This window comes from Vibrio antiquarius, from assembly GCF_000024825.1.
GTDB lineage: Bacteria > Pseudomonadota > Gammaproteobacteria > Enterobacterales > Vibrionaceae > Vibrio > Vibrio diabolicus.
Genome location: NC_013456.1, coordinates 2,866,635 through 2,889,024, shown reverse-complemented (window position 1 = coordinate 2,889,024; position 22,390 = coordinate 2,866,635). Strand labels below are relative to the sequence as shown.

The following is a 22,390-nucleotide window of genomic DNA, read 5'->3' as shown; positions in this document are numbered from 1 at the left end:
GCCACTTAATGAGAGCCTGATAACGACCAGGCTCTCCATGGCTATTTATACGAGCTTATGGCGTAAAAGTAGCTACACCCAGCTCATCTTCGCGACGTGTTTTCGCCATCATCTGCGTTGGGGAAATCACACTACGAAGATCCATGTCTTTTTCAGTACGTACTAGCTCACCACGCAGTGAGTTCGCAAATACGTCTACGATCTTCACATCAACGAACTGACCAATTAGGTCTGCACTACCTTCAAAGTTTACTACACGGTTGTTTTCTGTACGAGCGCGCAGTTCCATTAGGTTTTTCTTCGAAGGACCTTCAACTAGAACACGTTGTTCTGTGCCAAGCATTAAGCGAGAGTAACGCATCGCTTGAGCATTGATAGTTTGCTGTAGTTCGTAAAGGCGCTCTTTCTTCACTTGTTCTGATACATCACAAGGGTAATCCGCTGCTGGCGTACCTGGACGTGGAGAGAAGATGAAGCTGAAGCTCATGTCAAAGTCTACATCTTTGATTAGCTTCATTGTGTCTTGGAAGTCTTTGTCTGTCTCACCAGGGAAACCAACAATAAAGTCTGAACTGATTTGAATATCAGGACGAGCTTTACGCAGTTTACGGATGATCGACTTGTACTCGATAGCGGTGTGAGGGCGTTTCATCATAGTTAGGATACGGTCACTACCACTTTGCACAGGTAAGTGCAGGAAGCTCACAAGCTCAGGCGTATCTTCGTAAACCGCGATGATGTCGTCAGTGAATTCTAGCGGGTGGCTCGTTGTGAAACGAATACGGTCGATACCATCGATAGACGCAACCAAACGAAGCAGTTCTGCAAATGAACAGATTTCACCGTCGTGTGTTGGACCGCGGTACGCGTTTACGTTTTGACCCAATAGGTTTACTTCACGTACGCCTTGTTCAGCAAGCTGTGCGATTTCGAACAGCACGTCATCCATTGGACGGCTTACTTCTTCACCACGAGTGTACGGTACGACACAGTAAGTACAGTACTTCGAGCAGCCTTCCATAATAGAAACGAATGCTGTCGCGCCTTCCGCACGAGGCTCTGGTAGGCGGTCGAACTTTTCGATCTCTGGGAACGAAATGTCCATAACTGGTGCGTCATCCGACTGAGATTGTTTGATCATCTCAGGTAGGCGGTGCAGAGTTTGTGGGCCAAAAATAACGTCGACGTATGGTGCACGTTCACGAATATGGTCACCTTCTTGCGTTGCTACACAACCACCTACACCGATAACTACGCCAGGTTTTTTATCTTTTAGTGTTTTCCAGCGGCCAAGCTGGTGGAAAACTTTCTCTTGCGCTTTTTCACGGATCGAACAGGTGTTAAGTAGAAGTACGTCTGCTTCCTCTGGCTCTTCCGTCAGCTCGTAGCCGTTTGCAGCATTAAGCAGGTCGGCCATTTTTGATGAATCGTATTCGTTCATCTGGCAGCCCCAGGTTTTAATTAGCAGTTTCTTACTCATCTCACTTTCGCTCGTTCAGTTGTACTTAAATTGGAGAGCTATTGCTCAAATTATAGCCGCCATCACGGCGGTAAGCGGCGTATTGTACTGCTTTAAAAAGCACCTGACTAGTGATCTGGCTAATTCTCTGCAAAGCCTGATGAAATCTAGTTTTTCGCCCTATGCAGAACAAGGTTTTTTGTTAAACAATTTTGTAAAAATAGCCATGGAAAGTACAATAAAAAACGCCAATTAATCAGCACGATGAAGAGTAAAAAATGAACAAGTATGACATCGCCGTGATCGGTGGCGGTATGGTTGGGGCAGCCGTCGCTGTTGGATTTGCCAAGCAGGGCAGAAGCGTTGTCTTGGTTGAAGGTGCAAAACCCAAAGCTTTTGATGCCGCTCAGGCGATGGATATTCGCGTATCTGCGATTTCGCACCAGTCGGTGGAGTTACTTGATTCACTCGGCGCATGGTCAGAAATTAAAAGTATGCGAGTTTGCCCTTATCGGCGTTTAGAAACTTGGGAGCACCCGGAGTGCCGTACTCGTTTTCACTCTGATGAACTGTCATTGGAGCAGCTTGGTTATATCGTTGAAAACCGCCTAATCCAATTAGGTCTTTGGCAAGTCTTCTCTCAGTATGACAATCTAACCGTGATGTGTCCCGAGCGATTAAAAGACATTGAGTTTGCAGATGTAAACCTTGTGACACTAGAAAGTGGGGCGCAGTTTGAAGCTAACTGGGTAATTGGTGCTGATGGTGCAAACTCTAAAGTTCGTCAATTGGCTGGAATTGGTGTGACTGCGTGGGATTACCGACAACACTGCATGTTGATTAACGTGAAAACAGAATTGCCACAGCAAGATATCACTTGGCAACAATTTACTCCTTCAGGCCCGCGTTCATTTTTACCTTTGTGCTCTTTGACTAATGAAGACGGTCAAGAAGTAGGCCAAGGTTCGTTGGTTTGGTATGACTCGCCAAAACGCATTAAACAACTGTGTGCGATGGGTAAACCTCAACTAAGGGAAGAAATCTTACGTCATTTCCCTGTTGAATTGGGCGATATTGAAGTTTTACAGTTTGGCTCATTCCCACTCACTCGTCGTCATGCGCAAAGCTACTCAAGCAAAAATTGCGTATTAGTAGGTGACTCTGCTCATACGATCAATCCGCTTGCAGGGCAAGGGGTAAACTTAGGATTCAAAGATGTAGACGTTCTCCTTTCGGTAACAGAACACCGAGAACAGCTAGAAGATGCCTTACTAGCGAAATACGAACGTGCACGTCGACCTGACAACTTACTCATGCAGACAGGCATGGACTTTTTCTATAAAGGTTTTAGCAACGATCTTGGGCCATTGAAGTTTGTACGTAATGCTGCATTGAAGTTTGCTGAAAACTCAGGGCCAATTAAGGCTCAAGTACTGAAATACGCGTTAGGTATGTAGTAAGCTACTCAAATCACAGATAGAAAAAAAGCGAGCCATGAGCTCGCTTTTTTAATTCGGCAAATCTAATGATTTCCCGAGTCCAGAACCAAAAAAAGAAAAAACCCAGCAAAGTAATGCTGGGTTTTCCGATAATGGTGCGGAAGGAGAGACTTGAACTCTCACACCTTGCGGCGCCAGAACCTAAATCTGGTGCGTCTACCAATTCCGCCACTTCCGCAACTTAATCTATAGATATCAAGATAATTGGTAAAATCTCAATATCGTTGTATATGGCAGGGCTACCTGGATTCGAACCAGGGAATGGCGGCATCAAAAGCCGCTGCCTTACCGCTTGGCGATAGCCCTACAGCGTAAATAGTCAAAGACTACTTAACCTCTCTTATCGAGAGAAAGAATGGTGCGGAAGGAGAGACTTGAACTCTCACACCTTACGGCGCCAGAACCTAAATCTGGTGCGTCTACCAATTCCGCCACTTCCGCGTATTCTGATAGTGTAGATTAATTTAAGATGGTGCGGAAGGAGAGACTTGAACTCTCACACCTTGCGGCGCCAGAACCTAAATCTGGTGCGTCTACCAATTCCGCCACTTCCGCATCTTAAATCTACGTGACTGATAGCTTATGCTAGCAATCCAATCAATGGTGGCTACGACGGGATTCGAACCTGTGACCCCATCATTATGAGTGATGTGCTCTAACCAGCTGAGCTACGTAGCCATTTTAAAACTTTGATCAAGAATGGTGCGGAAGGAGAGACTTGAACTCTCACACCTTGCGGCGCCAGAACCTAAATCTGGTGCGTCTACCAATTCCGCCACTTCCGCAACTTGATCTGTAGATATCAAGATAATTGGTAAATCTCAATATCGTTGTATGTGGCAGGGCTACCTGGATTCGAACCAGGGAATGGCGGCATCAAAAGCCGCTGCCTTACCGCTTGGCGATAGCCCTACATTGCTCTAATAAAAGAGGCTTTAATAATGGTGCGGAAGGAGAGACTTGAACTCTCACACCTTGCGGCGCCAGAACCTAAATCTGGTGCGTCTACCAATTCCGCCACTTCCGCAACTTATTCTGTAGTTATCAAGGTAATTGGTAAAAACCTAAATAACGTTGTTTATGGTGGCTACGACGGGATTCGAACCTGTGACCCCATCATTATGAGTGATGTGCTCTAACCAGCTGAGCTACGTAGCCATTTTAAACTTTTGATCAAGAATGGTGCGGAAGGAGAGACTTGAACTCTCACACCTTGCGGCGCCAGAACCTAAATCTGGTGCGTCTACCAATTCCGCCACTTCCGCAACTTGATCTGTAGATATCAAGATAATTGGTAAAATCTCAATATCATTGTATATGGCAGGGCTACCTGGATTCGAACCAGGGAATGGCGGCATCAAAAGCCGCTGCCTTACCGCTTGGCGATAGCCCTACATTGCTCTAATAAAAGAGACTTTAATAATGGTGCGGAAGGAGAGACTTGAACTCTCACACCTTGCGGCGCCAGAACCTAAATCTGGTGCGTCTACCAATTCCGCCACTTCCGCAACTTGATCTGTAGATATCAAGATAATTGGTAAAATCTCAATATCATTGTATATGGCAGGGCTACCTGGATTCGAACCAGGGAATGGCGGCATCAAAAGCCGCTGCCTTACCGCTTGGCGATAGCCCTACTTTGCTCTAATAAAAGAGACTTTAATAATGGTGCGGAAGGAGAGACTTGAACTCTCACACCTTGCGGCGCCAGAACCTAAATCTGGTGCGTCTACCAATTCCGCCACTTCCGCAACTTGATTTGTAGATATCAAGATAATTGGTAAAATCTCAATATCATTGTATATGGCAGGGCTACCTGGATTCGAACCAGGGAATGGCGGCATCAAAAGCCGCTGCCTTACCGCTTGGCGATAGCCCTACATTGCTCTAATAAAAGAGACTTCAATAATGGTGCGGAAGGAGAGACTTGAACTCTCACACCTTGCGGCGCCAGAACCTAAATCTGGTGCGTCTACCAATTCCGCCACTTCCGCAACTTATTCTGTAGTTATCAAGGTAATTGGTAAAAACCTAAATAACGTTGTTCATGGTGGCTACGACGGGATTCGAACCTGTGACCCCATCATTATGAGTGATGTGCTCTAACCAGCTGAGCTACGTAGCCATCTTTTGGAGCGAGACAATATAAACCTTCACGCTCTCAGTGACAACCCCTTTTATAAAGGAATATCACTTGAATAATGGCAGGTCTACCTGGATTCGAACCAGGGAATGGCGGCATCAAAAGCCGCTGCCTTACCGCTTGGCGATAGACCTGCAGGCAATAGTCACAATGACTATTTAAAATATGGTGCGGAAGGAGAGACTTGAACTCTCACACCTTGCGGCGCCAGAACCTAAATCTGGTGCGTCTACCAATTCCGCCACTTCCGCATCTATTCCTAATTGCTCTGACAAAAAGAACACTTAGGAATGGTGGCTACGACGGGATTCGAACCTGTGACCCCATCATTATGAGTGATGTGCTCTAACCAGCTGAGCTACGTAGCCAAAACCATATTTTTGCTCTCAACGCTTTGTTGCCTTGTCGTTGGGAACGGCGCGCATTATGCGAAGTTGAGTGAGATCCGTCAACAGTTTTTTTTAATAAATTTCGGAAAAAACCTCGTTCGCTTCCTTTTTAAACAAAGAGGCGTGTTTATGATCTAAAACTGGAAATAAATTAGCTTGCAGTTAGGTAATTTATTTTTGCTCATTTACTTAAGGTATTAAAAAAGCCAGCTTAGCAGCTGGCTTTTAGTGTAAATGAAGTGTTTAAAACTCATTCATTTAATTAAACATTGAAGCGGAAGTGTACAACATCACCATCTTTTACGATGTAGTCTTTACCTTCTAGACGCCATTTACCTGCGTCTTTTGCGCCATTTTCACCATTGAATTGGATGAAATCGTCGTAACCGACTACTTCTGCACGAATAAAGCCTTTCTCGAAGTCAGTGTGGATCTTACCTGCCGCCTGAGGCGCAGTTGCACCAACAGGGATTGTCCACGCACGTACTTCTTTAACACCTGCCGTGAAGTAGGTGTGTAGAGTTAGTAGCTCGTAACCAGAGCGAATTACACGGTTCAGTCCCGGTTCTTCGATCCCCATATCTGCTAGGAATTCTTCGCGATCTTCATCTTCTAGTTCAGATAGTTCAGATTCGATAGCTGCACATACAGGTACAACGACGTTGTTTTCTTTTTCTGCGAACTCGCGAACCGCATCTAGATATGGGTTATTTTCGAAACCATCTTCGTTTACGTTTGCAATGTACATAGTTGGCTTCAGTGTAAGGAAGTTTAGGTAGCCGATTGCTGCTAACTCTTCTTTAGATAGCTCAACTGTGCGTGCCATGCCGCCTTCAGTTAGTACTGGTAATAGTTTTTCTAGTACGGTTAGTTCAAATTTTGCGTCTTTATCGCCGCCTTTTGCCTTCTTCGCGTTACGTTGAATCGCTCGCTCACAAGAATCAAGGTCAGCCATTGCAAGTTCAAGGTTGATCACTTCGATGTCTTCGATAGGTGAAACTTTACCTGAAACATGAACAATGTTTTCGTTTTCAAAACAACGTACAACGTGGCCAATCGCGTCTGTTTCACGGATGTTAGCTAGGAATTTGTTACCTAAACCTTCACCACGTGATGCACCAGCAACAAGACCAGCGATGTCCACGAACTCCATCGTCGTTGGAAGAACTCTCTGTGGGTTAACGATCTTAGCTAGTGCGTCTAGACGTAGATCTGGCACAGGAACCACACCAGTGTTTGGTTCAATGGTACAGAACGGGAAGTTTGCTGCTTCGATACCCGCTTTAGTTAGTGCGTTGAACAGAGTTGATTTACCTACGTTAGGTAGACCAACGATGCCACATTTAAAACCCATGATAGTAACCTTATTCAGCTTTGAACGTGTGGAGGCGATTTTGTGCTTTAGATAGGCCATCCTTAATCAGGATATCTAGACAACGAACAGCCTCATCAGCTGCTGCATCTAAAAGCTCTTGCTCTTTAGCTGGCGCTTTACCTAATACAAAACCCGCCACTTTATCTTTGTGTCCCGGATGACCAATGCCAATGCGAAGACGATAAAAATCTTTGTTATTGCCCAGTTTGCTAATGGTGTCACGCAGACCGTTGTGTCCACCGTGACCCCCACCTTTTTTAAACTTAGCGACACCTGGCGGTAAGTCTAGCTCGTCATGAGCGACCATGATCTCTTCAGGTTTAATTTGATAAAATTTCGCAAGCGCTGCGATCGATTTACCTGATAGATTCATGAAGGTGGTTGGGATAAGCAAACGGAGATCCTGGCCATTGACCATAATGCGTCCTGTTAGACCAAAAAACTTTGGTTCGTTCTTCAGTGTAACGTTGTGAACGCGTGCTAATTCTTCTACAACCCAAGCGCCCGCATTGTGACGAGTTCTGGCGTATTCTGGTCCTGGATTAGCAAGACCAACAAGAAGTTTGATTTGTTGACTCAAGGTTAGGATCTCTCTGGAATCTCAAAAAGCGCAGTATGATAGCACAGAATTCTCGCAGTGGGCGACCAAGGGATTTTCTGGTTATCAGTACAAATAAAAAAACACCCCAAAGAGGGGTGCTTTTGAAATCAGTGTAACTGAAATGTTCGGATTAGTTGAACATTGCAGAGATTGACTCTTCGTTACTGATACGACGAATCGCTTCAGCTAGCATGCGAGATAGGCTTAGTGTTGTCACTTTGCCTGTTGCAGCCATCTCTTTAGATAGAGAGATAGAGTCAGTTACGATAACTTGGTCAAGAACTGAGTTCTTGATGTTGTCCGCAGCGTTGCCTGAGAATACAGCGTGAGTAGCGTAAGCGAATACACGCTTAGCACCGCGCTCTTTTAGTGCTTCAGCTGCTTTACATAGTGTGCCACCTGTGTCGATCATGTCATCAACGATCACACAGTCACGACCTTCAACATCACCGATTAGGTTCATTACTTCAGAAACGTTTGCACGTGGACGACGCTTATCTACGATTGCGATGTCGATGTCGCCTAGTGCTTTTGCTGTTGCGCGAGCACGAACAACGCCACCTAGGTCAGGAGATACCACAACAGGGTTATCTAGACCGCGAGCCTGCATATCTTCAAGTAGCACTGGCGTGCCGAAGATGTTGTCTACAGGTACATCGAAGAAGCCTTGAATTTGCTCTGCGTGTAGGTCGATAGTTAGAACGCGGTCAACACCAACGTTAGATAGGAAATCAGCAACAACTTTTGCAGTAATTGGCACACGCGCAGAACGTACACGACGGTCTTGGCGAGCGTAGCCGAAGTAAGGGATAACTGCAGTGATACGGCCTGCTGAAGCACGGCGCATTGCATCAATCATAACAACCAATTCCATTAGGTTGTCGTTAGTCGGTGCACAAGTGGATTGAATGATGAAAACATCGCTACCACGAACATTCTCATTGATTTGAACTGCAACTTCGCCATCAGAAAAGCGAGAAACAGATGCATCACCAAGAGAGATGTAAAGACGATCAGCAATACGTTGGGCTAGTTCAGGTGTTGCGTTACCAGCAAATAGCTTCATATCAGGCACGGTGGAAACCTCGGGTTTGCGTCCAGTTTAAATAGGTCGGTGTGAGGCTGATTGGTATTCAGCCAAAGTCTCTTTTAATGGCGAAATATTGCGCCCTTGAGCGACAAATGCCGAGACTTTATCAGAGAGTTGTGCAAGGATAGTTTCTGCTTCAGATTTGCTCGAAAATTCAGCAAAAACGCAAGATCCTGTCCCCGTCAATCTTGACGGCGCGTATTGTAGCAGCCAAGAAAGTTGCTTATCAACCTCTGGGTAGAGCATTCGTACAATTTTTTCGCAATCGTTTACGCTTGGCGTATTTAAAAGTGTTTCTAGATCTCGTTTTGGGGTGTTTCGCGTTAGATCTGGATGACAAAAAACGTCGACGGTTGCGATAGAAACATTCGGTCTGACGACTAAATACCACTTTTCTTCTGGATAAGCGGGGGAGAGTTTCTCGCCAACACCTTCAGCGAAAGCTGCAAATCCGCGCACAAATACGGGCACGTCTGCGCCCAACTTTAAACCAATTTCAGCCAGTTCATCGTCAGTTAGATTCAGTTGCCACAAGTAGTTCAGTGCCACTAGTGCTGTAGCTGCATTCGATGAGCCCCCACCAATGCCCCCACCCATAGGCAGCACTTTCTGTAGCTCAATATGCGCGCCAAAAGGGCAGTTTGAGTAAGCTTGAAGCGCGGTTGCTGCTTTCCATATTAGGTTGTCTTTTAGCGGAACGCCTTCGATTTCAGGGGAAATGGTGATCTCGCCAGACTCGTTGGCTTTTATGGTCAGTTCATCGCCGTGATCGACGAATTGGAATAAGGTTTGTAACTCGTGGTAGCCATTTTCTGTGCGACCGTTGATGTATAGAAAGAGATTCAATTTCGCTGGCGATGGCCAGCGGGTTGAAAGTTCGATCATTGGGTGATGTTCCATTTTGTGATCACTAGATTTATTTTGACGTCAGCAGTGGTGAGTTTCAGCTTATTTGGCAGTGGTAGAGACTGCTCATGCCATTGAACGTCGCCATACCGTTGATAAGCAATACGCCAATCATTTAAACCAATTTGTTTGTTTAACGCTTGCAGTGTATTGGTTGGGGACAATTGGAATTTGTCGGCATCGGTCGGTAGGCCTAATAGCCAGTCAGGCATGTGTTCAACGGGCATCATTAACCCCGTAAGACGGTAAATTAGCTGGTTTGCACTGCGAGAGGAAAGGACCTGGTCGTCGTAAGTTTCTACTGTGGCACCTTGTGGTGTGATGGTGAGCTTTAATGCCGTTTGACCAAGAATCGTTGTTAAACGTAGTTGACTGAGTGCTGAAGAATGTTTCCAGTAGAAATTTAAATTTTGTCTTTGGTCTGGGCCAATATAACCAAGTTTTCCTGTTGCTTGAAAATCTTGGATGGTCTCGAGTCGTTGCTCATGAGCTTGCCATTCAACGCTGGTAACACTTTCAGGAACGGAGGAACAACCAGCGAGCAGTAAGCTCGACAAGAAAAAAAGAATAAAGGAGCGTAACGTCATGTTTGATGGCTTATTAATCAGTTTCGTCGGGAATCGCTCACAACTATAGCATTGAAAAGTCGCAGTTAGGAAAACAAATCCGGCTTACCCTTTCAATAAATGCGTGCTTACAGTAAAATTCTGGACCTATTTTATAACCTATCCCAGAGATACCACGTTAGATGTCCTTGCTTGCTATTGGAATCAATCACAATACAGCGTCTGTCGACTTGCGAGAGAAGGTGGCGTTTGGTCCGGATAAACTCGGCCCTGCACTCGAGCAACTTAGAGAGCACGAAGCGGTTAACGGCAGTGTGATTGTTTCAACCTGTAACCGAACTGAGTTGTACTGCGATGTTAAGCAAGGAGCGCGAAATAAGTTAATCGATTGGCTTGCTCAGTTTCATCAAGTGAGCCGCGAAGATTTAATGCCGAGTTTGTATGTGCATGAAGAACAAGCTGCAATAAAGCATTTGATGCGCGTATCGTGCGGCCTTGACTCTCTGGTGTTGGGTGAGCCTCAAATTTTGGGGCAGGTAAAGCAAGCATTTTCTGACTCGCGAGATCATCAAGCCGTCGATGCTTCAATTGATAAACTGTTTCAAAAGACGTTCTCAGTCGCCAAGCGTGTGAGAACAGAAACAGATATCGGCGGTAATGCTGTGTCCGTGGCTTATGCCGCATGTACATTGGCAAAACATATTTTTGAGTCGTTATCTGATTCAACCGTGCTTTTGGTTGGTGCGGGAGAGACGATTGAACTGGTCGCAAAGCATTTAGCATCCAACGGCTGCACAAAAATGATTGTCGCGAACCGCACTAAAGAGCGTGCGCAAGGCTTAGCGGATCAATTTGGCGCAGAAGTGATCAGTTTGAACGAAATTCCTGAACATTTGGCGAAAGCGGATATCGTGATTAGCTCAACGGCGAGCCCATTGCCTATTATTGGCAAAGGTATGGTCGAAACGGCTCTGAAGCAGCGCCGACATCAACCTATCTTGTTAGTCGATATTGCGGTGCCGCGAGATGTAGAGTCGGAAGTCGGTGAACTGAACGACGCATATCTGTATTCTGTTGATGACTTGCAATCTATCATCGACAGCAACATTGAGCAGCGTAAAGTCGAAGCGATTCAAGCTGAAGCGATTGTTAGTGAAGAAAGCGCTGCGTTTATGACATGGTTGCGTTCACTGCAAGCCGTCGATAGTATTCGCGACTATCGCAAATCAGCCAACGAAATTCGTGAAGAGTTACTGAGCAAAAGTTTGCAATCTTTAGCGGCGGGCGCAGATCCGGAGAAAGTGCTGCGCGAGCTGAGTAATAAACTCACCAACAAACTGATTCACGCCCCAACTCGCGCACTGCAAAGTGCGGCAGAGCAAGGCGAACCAGCAAAATTAACGATTATCCGCCAGACACTCGGCTTGGATGATCTATAACTCACGCTTTTTATTAAGAAAACGACACTATGAAAGCCTCTATTCTGACTAAGCTAGAAACGCTAGTAGAACGTTACGAAGAAGTTCAACATCTTCTTGGTGATCCTGATGTTATTGGAGATCAGGACAAATTCCGTGCTCTATCAAGAGAGTACTCTCAGCTAGAAGAAGTAACCAAGTGCTTCCAAGCTTATCAACAAGCGCAAGAAGATCTTGTCGCCGCTGAAGAGATGGCAAACGAAGACGACGAAGAAATGCGTGAAATGGCGCAAGAAGAAATCAAAGAAGCGAAAGCGACTATTGAGCGTCTTACTGATGAGCTACAGATTCTTCTTCTGCCAAAAGATCCGAACGATGATCGTAACTGTTTCCTAGAAATTCGCGCAGGTGCGGGTGGCGACGAAGCGGGTATTTTCGCGGGTGACTTATTCCGTATGTACAGCAAGTACGCAGAAAAGCGTGGCTGGCGCATTGAGGTGATGTCTTCAAACGAAGCTGAACACGGTGGTTACAAAGAGATGATCGCAAAAGTGAGCGGCGACGGTGCGTACGGCGTACTGAAGTTTGAGTCTGGTGGTCACCGTGTGCAACGTGTTCCTGCAACTGAATCCCAAGGCCGTGTGCATACTTCTGCATGTACCGTAGCGGTGATGGCGGAAATCCCAGAGGCGGATCTGCCAGAAATCAAAGCAGCAGACCTGAAAATCGATACGTTCCGTGCATCAGGCGCGGGTGGTCAGCACGTTAACACCACGGATTCTGCAATCCGTATTACCCACTTACCAACGGGTACGGTAGTAGAGTGTCAGGACGAGCGTTCACAGCACAAGAACAAAGCGAAAGCGATGGCAGTTCTTGCTGCTCGTATCGTTCAAGCGGAAGAAGAACGTCGTGCCGCAGAAGTGTCTGATACACGTCGTAACCTTCTAGGTTCTGGTGACCGTAGTGACCGTATTCGTACATACAACTACCCACAAGGTCGTGTGTCTGATCACCGCATCAACCTGACTATCTACCGTTTGAACGAAGTGATGGAAGGTGACCTGCAGAGCTTGATTGATCCTGTGATTCAAGAGCACCAAGCAGACCAACTTGCGGCGCTCGCAGAGAACGGCTAATCGATGAGCCAAGTTCAATCAATTGAGCAAGCACTGAAAAGTGCGACGGTGAAACTGGCAGAAGGCGGCAAAGAGTCGCCTTCTCTCGATGCAGCTGTACTCCTCTGCCATGTCCTTGGCAAACCACGAACTTATCTACTGACCTGGCCAGAAAAAGCATTAGAAGCAGAGCAACAAGCGAAATTCAACGCTCTACTTGAACGACGTTTAGCTGGTGAACCCGTCGCTTATATTATTGGTGAGCGAGAGTTTTGGTCTCTACCGTTCAAAGTTTCTCCCTCTACCTTGATCCCAAGACCGGATACAGAACGTTTGGTCGAAGTTGCACTCGATAAGACCTATGAGCAAACAGGACCTATTTTAGATCTTGGAACGGGGACGGGGGCAATTGCTATCGCACTCGCATCTGAAATGCCAACACGTCAAGTGATGGGCGTAGATCTCAAGCAAGAAGCGAAAGCACTTGCAGAGTACAATGCTGAGCAGCTAAACATCAAAAATGTGACCTTTGCTCAAGGCAGTTGGTTTGAGCCTATTACAGAAGGTACGAAGTTTGCTTTAATTGTCTCCAATCCGCCGTATATTGATGAAAAAGATCCACATTTATCCCAAGGTGATGTGCGCTTTGAGCCAAAATCTGCATTAGTTGCTAAAGAGAATGGCTTAGCTGATATTCGTCATATCTCGGATCTTGCTCGTCAGTATCTTGAAGTAGGCGGTTGGCTGGCATTCGAACATGGTTATGATCAGGGTGATGCCGTACGTGAGATAATGCGTGGTTTTGGTTACCAACAAGTTGCCACGGAAAAAGATTACGGTGGTAACGATCGAGTAACGCTCGGTTGTTTTGCCTGTTAATCACGGAAGTCAGCAAACACTAACTAAAAAGAGAAGAAAAATGTACGTAGCTCTAAAACACATACACTTAGTGACGATTGCGCTCAGCGCGACACTATTATCGATCCGATTCGTGTTAATGATGATGAACTCACCGAAGCGAAATAATCGCTTTTTGAAAGTGTTTCCCCACATCGTTGATACTGCATTGCTAGTGTCAGGTATCGCGCTTATTTTCATTACTGGTTTCATCCCGTTTACTGATGCCGCACCGTGGTTAACAAACAAAATCACCTGCGTATTGGCGTACATTGCACTCGGTTTCTTCTCGTTGAAGCTTGCGAAAAACAACCTACTGAAGATATTTGGCTTTTTCGGCGCATTAGGTTGGTTGGTCATGGCTGCAAACATTGCTGTGTCTAAGAGCCCTACGTTATTTGGATAAGACGTCATGTTAGAGTTTTTTGACGAAGATTTTGACAATATACCGTTGGTGGAAGGTGCGCTTGAGCTAAACAAAGCGATTAACCCAGAAACCAAAGTACATTGGGCGAAACAAGAGTTAGAGCGTCTTTACAAAGATGCAGAAGCCACGCTTGTTCATGAAACCGATGAAGAGCAGCGATTTGATGCATTCCTACGACTGTTTTTCCATGAGTGGGGATTCAAAGGCGACGAGCAGGAATACTTTATTTCGGACAACAGCTTTATCGATAAAGTGTTGGAGCGCCGAAAAGGTATCCCGGTTAGTTTAGGTTCGATTTTATTATATCTAGGTAAAAAGCTGGGTTTCCCGTTGAAGGGAGTCACTTTCCCTACTCAGTTTCTGCTAAAAGTCGATTGGATGCATAAAAAGCCAGACTACATTAACCCATTTAATGGTGAGTATGTGGGGGAAAGAATTCTCCAAGCTTGGCTTATTGGGCAAGAAGGGCCGTTGGCTCAGTTAAAGCCAGAACACTTTGAAGAAGCTGACAATCCAACCATTATTGGTCGCTGGTTAGCGTTGATCAAAAGCGCGATGTTACGTGAAGAGCACTACACGCTGGCGTTGCGTTGTACGAACCTTGCGTTAACCTTTGTGCCAGATGACCCATACGAGATTCGTGACCGTGGTTTTATTTTCCAACAGCTAGAGTGCCCTCAAGTAGCGGTGTCAGATTTTCAGTACTTTATTGACCAATGCCCTGACGATCCGGCTTCTGAGCTACTAAAATCACAAGTTAATGTGATGAGTGAAACGCACGTCACACTTCACTAATTTTATCGATGTGCCGAACTGTGGCGTATCGTGGACAGAAAAAGAGAATCAAAATGGAACAGAAAATCGTTAATATCGGCGACATTCAGGTTGCTAACGACAAGCCATTCACCCTATTTGCAGGCATGAACGTTCTTGAGTCTCGTGATCTTGCGATGCAGATCTGTGAGCACTACGTAAAAGTAACGGAAAAACTTGGCATTCCTTACGTATTTAAGGCGTCGTTTGACAAAGCAAACCGCAGTTCTGTTCATTCATACCGTGGCCCAGGCCTTGAAGAAGGTATGAAAATCTTCCAAGAGCTAAAAGACACATTTGGTGTGAAGATCATCACTGACGTTCACACTGAAGCGCAAGCTCAACCTGTCGCTGACGTGGTAGACGTTATTCAGCTTCCTGCATTCCTAGCTCGTCAAACTGACCTTGTTGAAGCAATGGCCAAAACAGGTGCGGTTATCAACGTGAAGAAACCTCAATTTATGAGCCCAGGTCAAGTGGGTAACATCGTTGAGAAGTTCGCGGAATGCGGTAACGACAAGATCATCCTATGTGAGCGCGGCTCTTGCCACGGTTACGATAACCTAGTCGTAGACATGCTTGGCTTTGGTGTGATGAAAAATGCGTCGAAAGGCAGCCCAATCATCTTTGACGTGACGCACTCACTACAGATGCGTGACCCGTCAGGTGCGGCATCTGGCGGTCGTCGTGAGCAGACAGTTGAACTTGCGAAAGCGGGTCTAGCAACAGGCATCGCAGGTCTATTTATCGAGGCGCATCCAAACCCAGACCAAGCACGCTGTGATGGCCCATCTGCACTGCCGCTAGACAAGTTAGAACCGTTCCTAGCGCAAATGAAATCTCTTGATGATCTGATCAAGAGCTTTGCAGATATCGATATCAAGTAAACGCCAGATGACTGGTGATCAAATGCAATAGCCAACCTCGTGTTGGCTATTTTTTTATCAGATGGCGCATCATTCTCAGTTTCTTGCTGTAAAGGCTCTAGGCTGCTGGGAATGTGCATCAGTGACTCCCAATAAGAAAAAGGTAAATAAATGAAGCAGCGTCTGATTATTAAAACTGCGTTGAGTGCCGCTATTTTGGCCTCGTTAGCTGGGTGTGCTACGCAACCTGCACCAGAATGGAATGCCGATACAACCTATAAATTGACCGTGCTACACACTAACGATCATCACGGTCGTTTTTGGCAAAATCGATACGGCGAGTACGGTATGGCAGCACGTAAAACGTTAATAGATGATTTGCGTGAAGAAATACAAGCAGAGGGGGGCAGTGTGTTACTGCTTTCTGGTGGTGACATCAACACTGGAGTACCTGAGTCTGATTTACAAGATGCGGAGCCAGATTTTAAAGGCATGAGCAAAATTGGTTACGATGCGATGGCGCTAGGTAATCATGAGTTTGATAATCCATTGGATGTGCTTTTCAAGCAGCAAGAGTGGGCAAGTTTTCCGATGTTGTCTGCCAATATTTACGATAAAAATACTGGCAAGCGCCTATTCCAACCGTACGCGATGTTTAAAAAACAGGGTATTAAGATTGCAGTAATTGGTCTTACAACCGAAGATACAGCGAAACTTGGCAACCCTGAATTCATTGAACAAATTGACTTCCGTGACCCAAAAGAAGAAGCCAAGAACCTAATTGCTGAGCTGAAAGAAACGGAGTACCCAGACCTTATTTTTGCTGTCACACATATGGGACACTATGAGAATGGCAATAGAGGCATCAATGCACCTGGTGATGTAGCGTTAGCTCGTTATTTGAATGAAGGTGATCTGGATATGATTGTTGGTGGTCACTCACAAGAGCCGGTTTGTATGGAAGGTCCAAATGTCATCAAAAAGAGCTTTAAACCGGGTGATGAATGTCAGCCTGATCAACAAAATGGTGCTTATATTGTTCAGGCACATGAGTGGGGGAAATATGTGGGACGCGCCGATTACGAGTTTCGTAATGGTGAACTCTCGATGGTGAGCTACGATCTGATCCCAGTAAACTTGAAAAAGAAAATTAAAGTTGATGGTCAGTCGCAACGAGTTTTGATCCAAGAAGAGATTGAACAAGACGAAACGATGCTTGAGTTTCTTCGTCCTTATCAAGAAAAAGGTCAGGGCAAGCTAAACGTGAAGATTGCAGAATCTAACGGTAAGCTTGAGGGTGACCGCAGTGTGGTTCGTTACCAGCAAACAAACTTAGGTCGATTAATTGCAACGGCTCATATGGAACGGGCAAAAGCAGATTTTGCCGTAATGAATTCTGGCGGCGTTCGCGATTCGATTGCAGCAGGTGACATTACCTACAAAGATGTGCTGACTGTTCAGCCATTTGGCAATATGGTCTCTTACGTTGATATGACGGGCAAAGAAGTATTGGATTACCTAAATGTCGTTGCAACTAAGCCTGTCGACTCTGGAGCTTATGCGCAGTTTGCGGGTATTGCGATGAGTATCAATAATGGTGAGGTAACCAATGTATTCATTGGGAATAAGCAACTTCGCTTAGATGGTAATTACCGCTTTACCGTACCAAGCTATAATGCTGCTGGTGGTGATGGTTACCCTAAAATCGACGATCATCCAGGGTATGTAAATACAGGTTTTACCGATGCTGAGGTTTTGAAGGATTATTTAGAAACACACAGCCCTATTGATGTTAATGAGTATGCCCCTTCAGGTGAAATCACGTATTTAGTTGATACGGCGATTGAACAGTAACCCAACAGAGAAAAAGCGATTGACTCAAACTCGCTGATATCATTAACTAAAAGCGCAGATCCAATTCAATCTGCGCTTTTTGTTTTTATGAGGAGAATCTTGATGACTCCGGCCATTAATCTTGCGAAAAAGAAAAAAATTCCACACACGATTCATCTGTATGAGCACGACCCTAGAGCCGATAGTTATGGCTTGGAGGCTGCTGAAGTACTGGGGCAGGATCCGAAAACAGTATTTAAAACCTTGCTGTTCTGCTTGAACGGCGAGCCAAAGAACCTTGCGGTTGCGATTATCCCTGTTGATCAAAAGCTGAACCTAAAACTGGCAGCGAAAGCAGCGAAGGGCAAAAAGGCCGATATGGCTGATCCGGAAATCGCGCAAAAGACCACAGGTTATGTTGTTGGTGGGATTAGCCCACTGGGGCAGAAGAAAGCCTTACCTACTTTTTTGCACGAAAGCGCAGCAGAGCAAGACACAATCTGTGTAAGCGCAGGGAAGAGAGGCTTAGAGATTGAACTCGCCCCGAAAGATTTGCTTGGATTAACTCGTGGTCAGTTTGCACCCCTTTGTTTGTAAACTCATGACAAATAAAAAGGACGCTCATGAGCGTCCTTTTTTGATCTTGCCTGTCAGAGAAGCGTTACTTACTTCTTCAGACTCAATGTACCACCGGTGCGTTTAGCTGGTTTGCTTGGCTTCGCGGCATTTGGGTTCATGTAATGCTGCTTAGGCTTACTCGGTGATTGAGGCTTGTTTGCTGAGTGCGTATTGCTCGATGCATCTGGTTTACGGTGTGATTTTCCATGCTCGCCTTGCGGTCTGCTACGTTCACCTTGTGGTTTCGCTTTGTAATGTTCTTTAGCTGGACGTCCGCCTTCATCGTCACGCTGACGACGCTTTTGTTGACCTTTTTTCGAGTTTGGAGCATGACGAAAATCGTCTGCGTTATTTCCGCGGTAGGTACGTGGCTTTTGATTTCGTCGAGATACCGAGTCTTGGTTTTCTTCACGGCTGTCATATAACTTCGCGTCGGTCGCTTTACGAATATTGCGGCCTTTTGAGTCAACACGAGATGCCTCTTCTGTACCCACCGAACCATCGCACATAGCAAGAATCTCAGCGACTTCATCGTCAGTTAAGTAACGCCATTTTCCGTTCGGAATACCGTCAAGAGAGATATTCATGATTCGAACACGACGAAGCTTAAAGACTTCGTAACCTAGTGCTTCACACATACGACGGATTTGGCGGTTAAGTCCTTGAGTGAGCACAATACGGAAAGAGAACTTAGTCTCTTTCGTTACCTTACAAGGTAGAGTGACGGTATCGAGAATCTTAACGCCGCTCGACATCTGTTTAAGAAACTCACCTGTAATCGGTTTGTCCACGCGCACAACGTACTCTTTTTCGTGGCTGTTGCCAGCACGGAGGATTTTGTTGACGATATCGCCATCGTTGGTCAAAAAAATCAGACCATCAGAGGGTTTATCCAAGCGGCCGATCGGAAAGATACGTTTTTTGTGACCGATAAAATCAACGATGTTTCCAGGTACATCTCGTTCTGTTGTACAGGTGATGCCTGTTGGTTTATTGAGAGCGATATAAATCGGCTTCTCTTTTGCTGCAACTGGCTTACCATCCACACAAACATCATCACCAGGTAGCACTTTTGTTCCCATTTCAGGCTTGTTTCCATTAATGGTGACACGACCTTGTTCAATTAGTCTGTCTGCCTCACGGCGTGAACAAAAGCCAGTTTCACTGATGAATTTATTTAATCGTTTAGCGTTGTCTTGTGACATTTTTGTCTCCTAACGTTTCACAACGGCGAATGAAGTTTCCTTCCCGTGAAAGGGAAGGAAGAATAAGGGCGGGCATTCTAGCATTAGGGTGAAATTTAGCCCAACCGTTTTTGGTGACGTTCGCGAGTTTCTAATTTCTTTTCCGCACTTTTTCTAAGTAGAACGTAAACGGCTCCGGTTCCACCGTGAAAGCGTTGCGCACTATGCACGCACTGAACTTCCCTGATTTGTTGTAGCCAGCTGCTAACAAAGCTTTTCATTAGTGCTGGTGGATTTGAGCGTTCTCCTCGGCCGTGGACAATAACGACCGTTCGTATGTCCATTGATAGGCACTGTTTTAAAAACTTTACGACTTCATCACGAGCTTCTTTCAATGTTTTACGATGCAGATCTAGGCGTGCTTGGATTGGATATTTGCCAAGACGAAGCTTGCGGTAAACCCCGTCTTGTACGCCATCACGTTTAAACTCAACAAAGTCCTCTGGTTTTAGCATCTCTGCGTGATCAAGTGACAGGTATTCTGGGTCATCTTCTGTTAGCCAGATTGCCGCTTCTCTCTTGGCGAGCTGTGCTTCGGTTACTTGGTGTACTTTTTTGTGTTCGGCGGTGTCTTGAGTGATCGGCTTTACATCGCCCATCATCTGTTGGAACAGATCAAAATCGTCATCGTGAGACATAGTAGTAATCTCATTAAGAACAGGGAGGAATAATAGGATTATATCAATGAGTGGTGCATTGAGATCAAATAAAAAACCGGAGTAGGCAAGTAACCGACTCCGGTGCAAAGCGTTTCTAGAGCTAAGCGAGATCTAGTGAGGAGATTTGTCGTTCATGATCTTGTATATGAAGAAACCGCCGTAAAATAACATCAGACCAATTGCCCCAAAGATTACTATCATTGACGATAGACCCACTGCATTACCAAATAGGAGATCAAGCCAAAAGTCCATACGTTTCCTCCAAGATGTTCCCGACAGGCATAAAACTAAATGGCAGTGCCTTGTTGCACACTGATCTGGATCAATTATGTTGCTAAGGTTAATAAACTGTATTTTGTTGTGAGTTATCAGTCACATTTTACGTGCTAGTGTTCAGTTATTCATCAAACGAATTAAGACCTAAGGTTTTTTTGTAAAAAGCACTTGCGTCATAGTTCAGAATCCGTAATATACGCATTCGTTGACGGGGACAAGTCCTCAGTTAAACATCTCGGTGAATAGCGCAGTTTGGTAGCGCATCTGGTTTGGGACCAGAGGGTCGGGGGTTCGAATCCCTCTTCACCGACCATATTGAGAAAAAGGCTCTACAGAAATGTAGAGCCTTTTTCGTATTTGGTGATATTTATTTGGAGCCAGAGGGTCGGGGTCTGGAATGCCAGTCCAATCGAATCCCTACTTCACCGACCACTTTTAGAAAGCCTGCTCAATGAGCAGGCTTTCGTCGTTTTTAGCGCTAGTAATTTTAGACTTCAATAGTATTGAACCAAATAGGGTTCGCTTGAAGTTGGAATATGGCGCTTCATCGGCATCTTTAAGAAAAGGCTCTACAGCAAATGTAGAGCCTTTTTCGTTTTTTAGAGCGAGTAAATATATTACTTGATGTCACAGGAGATAGTGCTGATAGGAGTTTCAGACGTTGTGAAGCAAACATAAGCGGTCTTTGGATGGTTTGGACCAATCTTGACGTAACCTGCTTTTAGTTCGTCTTCATCAAACGTGACGGAGTGAGATTTGCTCGAGCTTCCATCAAAGTAAACAGCTTCAAAGCCTTGATTCATCATATGTGCGACGCGATTTCGGGTATGGTTAGTGGAAAAAGTGATGTTCGCACAACGCATCATTGGTTTTTCGGTAATAAGAAACTGGCCACTCTCTTTATCTAATAGCCCGCCTTTTGCTTCCGGGGTTATATCAATAGCTTGAAAATTTTCTACGTTACATGACGGTTTAGCATAAGCAAGAGATGAAGTGAGCATCATACTGCTCACGCATAGGAATAAAGCTTTAAATTTCATATGAGTTATTATGTATCCACATAGGTTAAAGTCGTTTTAGCAGAGAGAGTAAACCATTGTCAGTGATCGTGTTAGCGTGATGCCTGGCTATTCATCATTGATGAGGCCGGCTGTCTTCAGATAAGTTTCTAAATATGGCACCTAGCTTGGCGGGTTTTACCGAGTGGTTTTATGTCAAATCCCCTTTTTTTAAGCAGCTCAATCAGATTATCTTTACCAACTAAATGCAAACTGCCGACAACAACGGTATAGCGACCCGAACGTTGAGGTAGGACACTGCCAGTATCAAGTTTTTTTGCCCAATCTCGATTGCGCTCATATAAGAAAGCCTGATTAAAATCTTCTGTTGCTTGATCGGTTAATGATGCCTCGACCAACATACTACCATCACCGCTCTTCCAGCTTTCTATCAAACACTGAACCAATTCTTCCCCACCGTCATATTCTTCAATTGACGAGAGGAGCATCTCTTTACCGCCTTCTGATTGACCTGCTATTAAATCAATTTGGAATTGCACGGACTCCAGTGGAATGACCGGGATTTGTTTTTTATCAGCGAGTCCTATTAAGTGCATGTCGACCCCTTTATCAGAGACATACCCCAGTTTGTTGACTAAAGCGAGTTGGATGGTTAATGCAGCCGTCCATGGTGGAGAATTTAAAAGTTGAGTTTCTGGCAACCCTAAATCTTGTGCTATCTCGACTAAGTGGCGACGTTGAGCCTTGTCTAAAACATCTTTAGAAAGAATGGTTGTTTGTGGGTAAACCAAGCCTTCAGAGTTTCTGACATCTGCTTCGATAATCAACCCAGCGCTTTGGCTTAAGTGCTGAGTAATAGTTTTAGGGAGTGGGTACATCGTTTTATCGCCCACATGGACAGAGCCAATGATCATCAGCTCGGTTTCCCCTTTTTTTGCTAACCAATGTTGCGGCTCTGCATAAGAAGAAAAGGGAGCAAAGGCAACAAGTAGGGATGATATGAGTGTCAAGAGACGAAACATAGAATGGTCCTCAGGTAAGATACCTTTAAACTTTATACGCAAAAATGCTTGAGGTTAAGTGCAATTTCTCTAGTGGGGATATTCGACAAAATCGTCATTTCTAAAAATATTGACGAGTTTTGACGACGAATAAATGAGAGTCACTTCACGAA

At 45.2% G+C, this 22,390-nt stretch carries 20 protein-coding genes and 21 tRNA genes; 10 read left to right on the top strand and 31 right to left on the bottom strand.

Annotated features, from left to right (window positions below; genetic code table 11):
* Positions 1-55: 55 nt before the first annotated feature.
* A complete protein-coding gene (gene miaB / locus VEA_RS13420; protein WP_005391310.1) occupies positions 56-1,480 on the bottom strand; it encodes a tRNA (N6-isopentenyl adenosine(37)-C2)-methylthiotransferase MiaB in 1,425 nt (474 codons plus the stop codon).
* A 257-nt stretch (positions 1,481-1,737) separates the two neighbouring features.
* On the opposite strand from miaB, the gene VEA_RS13415 reads away from it, so the two are divergent.
* On the top strand, positions 1,738-2,916 hold the full coding sequence (locus VEA_RS13415) for a 2-octaprenyl-3-methyl-6-methoxy-1,4-benzoquinol hydroxylase (RefSeq protein WP_012842064.1): 1,179 nt from the start codon (positions 1,738-1,740) through the stop codon (positions 2,914-2,916).
* A 135-nt stretch (positions 2,917-3,051) separates the two neighbouring features.
* Here the strand turns inward: VEA_RS13415 and VEA_RS13410 are convergent.
* From VEA_RS13410 to lolB, 25 genes are all read right to left on the bottom strand, one after another.
* A tRNA-Leu gene (locus VEA_RS13410) sits at positions 3,052-3,136 on the bottom strand.
* Between the two features lie 53 nt (positions 3,137-3,189).
* Positions 3,190-3,264: transfer RNA gene (locus tag VEA_RS13405), tRNA-Gln, on the bottom strand.
* Positions 3,265-3,314: 50 nt separating this feature from the next.
* Positions 3,315-3,399 (bottom strand) — tRNA-Leu (locus tag VEA_RS13400).
* Positions 3,400-3,428: 29 nt separating this feature from the next.
* Positions 3,429-3,513: transfer RNA gene (locus VEA_RS13395), tRNA-Leu, on the bottom strand.
* Positions 3,514-3,559: 46 nt separating this feature from the next.
* Positions 3,560-3,636: transfer RNA gene (locus tag VEA_RS13390), tRNA-Met, on the bottom strand.
* A gap of 22 nt (positions 3,637-3,658) precedes the next feature.
* A tRNA-Leu gene (locus tag VEA_RS13385) sits at positions 3,659-3,743 on the bottom strand.
* A 52-nt stretch (positions 3,744-3,795) separates the two neighbouring features.
* A tRNA-Gln gene (locus VEA_RS13380) sits at positions 3,796-3,870 on the bottom strand.
* A 30-nt stretch (positions 3,871-3,900) separates the two neighbouring features.
* Positions 3,901-3,985 (bottom strand) — tRNA-Leu (locus tag VEA_RS13375).
* Between the two features lie 54 nt (positions 3,986-4,039).
* Positions 4,040-4,116, bottom strand: a tRNA-Met gene (locus VEA_RS13370).
* A gap of 22 nt (positions 4,117-4,138) precedes the next feature.
* Positions 4,139-4,223: transfer RNA gene (locus tag VEA_RS13365), tRNA-Leu, on the bottom strand.
* A 53-nt stretch (positions 4,224-4,276) separates the two neighbouring features.
* Positions 4,277-4,351 (bottom strand) — tRNA-Gln (locus VEA_RS13360).
* A gap of 30 nt (positions 4,352-4,381) precedes the next feature.
* Positions 4,382-4,466, bottom strand: a tRNA-Leu gene (locus VEA_RS13355).
* Between the two features lie 53 nt (positions 4,467-4,519).
* A tRNA-Gln gene (locus tag VEA_RS13350) sits at positions 4,520-4,594 on the bottom strand.
* 30 nt (positions 4,595-4,624) lie between these two features.
* A tRNA-Leu gene (locus VEA_RS13345) sits at positions 4,625-4,709 on the bottom strand.
* Positions 4,710-4,762: 53 nt separating this feature from the next.
* A tRNA-Gln gene (locus VEA_RS13340) sits at positions 4,763-4,837 on the bottom strand.
* Positions 4,838-4,867: 30 nt separating this feature from the next.
* Positions 4,868-4,952: transfer RNA gene (locus VEA_RS13335), tRNA-Leu, on the bottom strand.
* A gap of 54 nt (positions 4,953-5,006) precedes the next feature.
* Positions 5,007-5,083 (bottom strand) — tRNA-Met (locus VEA_RS13330).
* Between the two features lie 77 nt (positions 5,084-5,160).
* A tRNA-Gln gene (locus VEA_RS13325) sits at positions 5,161-5,235 on the bottom strand.
* Positions 5,236-5,267: 32 nt separating this feature from the next.
* Positions 5,268-5,352: transfer RNA gene (locus tag VEA_RS13320), tRNA-Leu, on the bottom strand.
* Positions 5,353-5,392: 40 nt separating this feature from the next.
* A tRNA-Met gene (locus VEA_RS13315) sits at positions 5,393-5,469 on the bottom strand.
* 283 nt (positions 5,470-5,752) lie between these two features.
* Entirely contained in the window at positions 5,753-6,844 is a 1,092-nt protein-coding gene (gene ychF / locus VEA_RS13310; RefSeq protein WP_005393178.1) for a redox-regulated ATPase YchF, read from the bottom strand.
* A 10-nt stretch (positions 6,845-6,854) separates the two neighbouring features.
* Positions 6,855-7,445 (bottom strand): aminoacyl-tRNA hydrolase, encoded by a 591-nt coding sequence (gene pth, locus VEA_RS13305; RefSeq protein ID WP_005384112.1) that lies wholly within the window; start codon positions 7,443-7,445, stop codon positions 6,855-6,857.
* A gap of 151 nt (positions 7,446-7,596) precedes the next feature.
* Complete coding sequence (locus VEA_RS13300) at positions 7,597-8,541, bottom strand: ribose-phosphate pyrophosphokinase (RefSeq protein ID WP_005393176.1); 945 nt, start codon at positions 8,539-8,541, stop codon at positions 7,597-7,599.
* Positions 8,542-8,568: 27 nt separating this feature from the next.
* A complete protein-coding gene (gene ispE, locus VEA_RS13295) occupies positions 8,569-9,441 on the bottom strand; it encodes a 4-(cytidine 5'-diphospho)-2-C-methyl-D-erythritol kinase (protein ID WP_005393173.1) in 873 nt (290 codons plus the stop codon).
* Positions 9,438-10,049 carry a lipoprotein insertase outer membrane protein LolB gene (gene lolB, locus VEA_RS13290; RefSeq protein ID WP_005393172.1) on the bottom strand — a complete coding sequence of 204 codons (612 nt, stop codon included), beginning with the start codon at positions 10,047-10,049 and terminating at the stop codon, positions 9,438-9,440. The genes ispE and lolB overlap by 4 nt, the downstream gene beginning before the upstream one ends.
* A gap of 161 nt (positions 10,050-10,210) precedes the next feature.
* Between lolB and hemA the strand changes: the two genes are divergently transcribed.
* The 8 genes from hemA (at position 10,211) to ybaK (ending at position 17,997) form a co-directional block, all read left to right on the top strand.
* Positions 10,211-11,467 carry a glutamyl-tRNA reductase gene (gene hemA, locus VEA_RS13285; RefSeq protein WP_005384104.1) on the top strand — a complete coding sequence of 419 codons (1,257 nt, stop codon included), beginning with the start codon at positions 10,211-10,213 and terminating at the stop codon, positions 11,465-11,467.
* Between the two features lie 29 nt (positions 11,468-11,496).
* On the top strand, positions 11,497-12,585 hold the full coding sequence (prfA, locus tag VEA_RS13280) for a peptide chain release factor 1 (RefSeq protein ID WP_006743330.1): 1,089 nt from the start codon (positions 11,497-11,499) through the stop codon (positions 12,583-12,585).
* A 3-nt stretch (positions 12,586-12,588) separates the two neighbouring features.
* The gene (gene prmC, locus VEA_RS13275; RefSeq protein ID WP_006743331.1) at positions 12,589-13,443 is read left to right on the top strand and encodes a peptide chain release factor N(5)-glutamine methyltransferase; all 855 of its coding nucleotides are present in this window, start codon (positions 12,589-12,591) and stop codon (positions 13,441-13,443) included.
* A 40-nt stretch (positions 13,444-13,483) separates the two neighbouring features.
* The gene (locus VEA_RS13270; protein WP_005382225.1) at positions 13,484-13,867 is read left to right on the top strand and encodes a SirB2 family protein; all 384 of its coding nucleotides are present in this window, start codon (positions 13,484-13,486) and stop codon (positions 13,865-13,867) included.
* Positions 13,868-13,873: 6 nt separating this feature from the next.
* The gene (locus VEA_RS13265) at positions 13,874-14,683 is read left to right on the top strand and encodes a SirB1 family protein (RefSeq protein ID WP_005384098.1); all 810 of its coding nucleotides are present in this window, start codon (positions 13,874-13,876) and stop codon (positions 14,681-14,683) included.
* Between the two features lie 53 nt (positions 14,684-14,736).
* Positions 14,737-15,588: a 3-deoxy-8-phosphooctulonate synthase gene (kdsA, locus tag VEA_RS13260; protein ID WP_005384095.1), complete on the top strand. Its 852-nt coding sequence runs from the start codon at positions 14,737-14,739 to the stop codon at positions 15,586-15,588.
* A 150-nt stretch (positions 15,589-15,738) separates the two neighbouring features.
* Positions 15,739-17,421: a bifunctional UDP-sugar hydrolase/5'-nucleotidase UshA gene (ushA, locus tag VEA_RS13255; protein ID WP_006743333.1), complete on the top strand. Its 1,683-nt coding sequence runs from the start codon at positions 15,739-15,741 to the stop codon at positions 17,419-17,421.
* A 102-nt stretch (positions 17,422-17,523) separates the two neighbouring features.
* Positions 17,524-17,997, top strand: a complete 474-nt coding sequence (ybaK, locus tag VEA_RS13250) for a Cys-tRNA(Pro) deacylase (protein ID WP_012842062.1) — start codon at positions 17,524-17,526, stop codon at positions 17,995-17,997.
* A 68-nt stretch (positions 17,998-18,065) separates the two neighbouring features.
* Here the strand turns inward: ybaK and rluF are convergent, their stop codons facing one another.
* The 3 genes from rluF to VEA_RS23470 all read right to left on the bottom strand — a co-directional run bounded on the left by rluF (position 18,066) and on the right by VEA_RS23470 (position 20,173).
* Positions 18,066-19,223 carry a 23S rRNA pseudouridine(2604) synthase RluF gene (gene rluF / locus VEA_RS13245; RefSeq protein ID WP_006743334.1) on the bottom strand — a complete coding sequence of 386 codons (1,158 nt, stop codon included), beginning with the start codon at positions 19,221-19,223 and terminating at the stop codon, positions 18,066-18,068.
* A gap of 95 nt (positions 19,224-19,318) precedes the next feature.
* Complete coding sequence (smrA, locus tag VEA_RS13240; RefSeq protein ID WP_005393162.1) at positions 19,319-19,900, bottom strand: DNA endonuclease SmrA; 582 nt, start codon at positions 19,898-19,900, stop codon at positions 19,319-19,321.
* Positions 19,901-20,032: 132 nt separating this feature from the next.
* Positions 20,033-20,173: a DUF3149 domain-containing protein gene (locus VEA_RS23470; RefSeq protein ID WP_005382236.1), complete on the bottom strand. Its 141-nt coding sequence runs from the start codon at positions 20,171-20,173 to the stop codon at positions 20,033-20,035.
* A gap of 260 nt (positions 20,174-20,433) precedes the next feature.
* On the opposite strand from VEA_RS23470, the gene VEA_RS13230 reads away from it, so the two are divergent.
* Positions 20,434-20,510: transfer RNA gene (locus VEA_RS13230), tRNA-Pro, on the top strand.
* Positions 20,511-20,814: 304 nt separating this feature from the next.
* On the opposite strand, the gene VEA_RS13225 is transcribed toward VEA_RS13230, so the two are convergent.
* Together VEA_RS13225 and VEA_RS13220 are read right to left on the bottom strand one after the other, a co-directional pair.
* Positions 20,815-21,237, bottom strand: a complete 423-nt coding sequence (locus VEA_RS13225) for a hypothetical protein (protein WP_041852980.1) — start codon at positions 21,235-21,237, stop codon at positions 20,815-20,817.
* A 128-nt stretch (positions 21,238-21,365) separates the two neighbouring features.
* On the bottom strand, positions 21,366-22,238 hold the full coding sequence (locus VEA_RS13220; RefSeq protein ID WP_006743037.1) for a TraB/GumN family protein: 873 nt from the start codon (positions 22,236-22,238) through the stop codon (positions 21,366-21,368).
* Positions 22,239-22,390 lie beyond the last annotated feature (152 nt).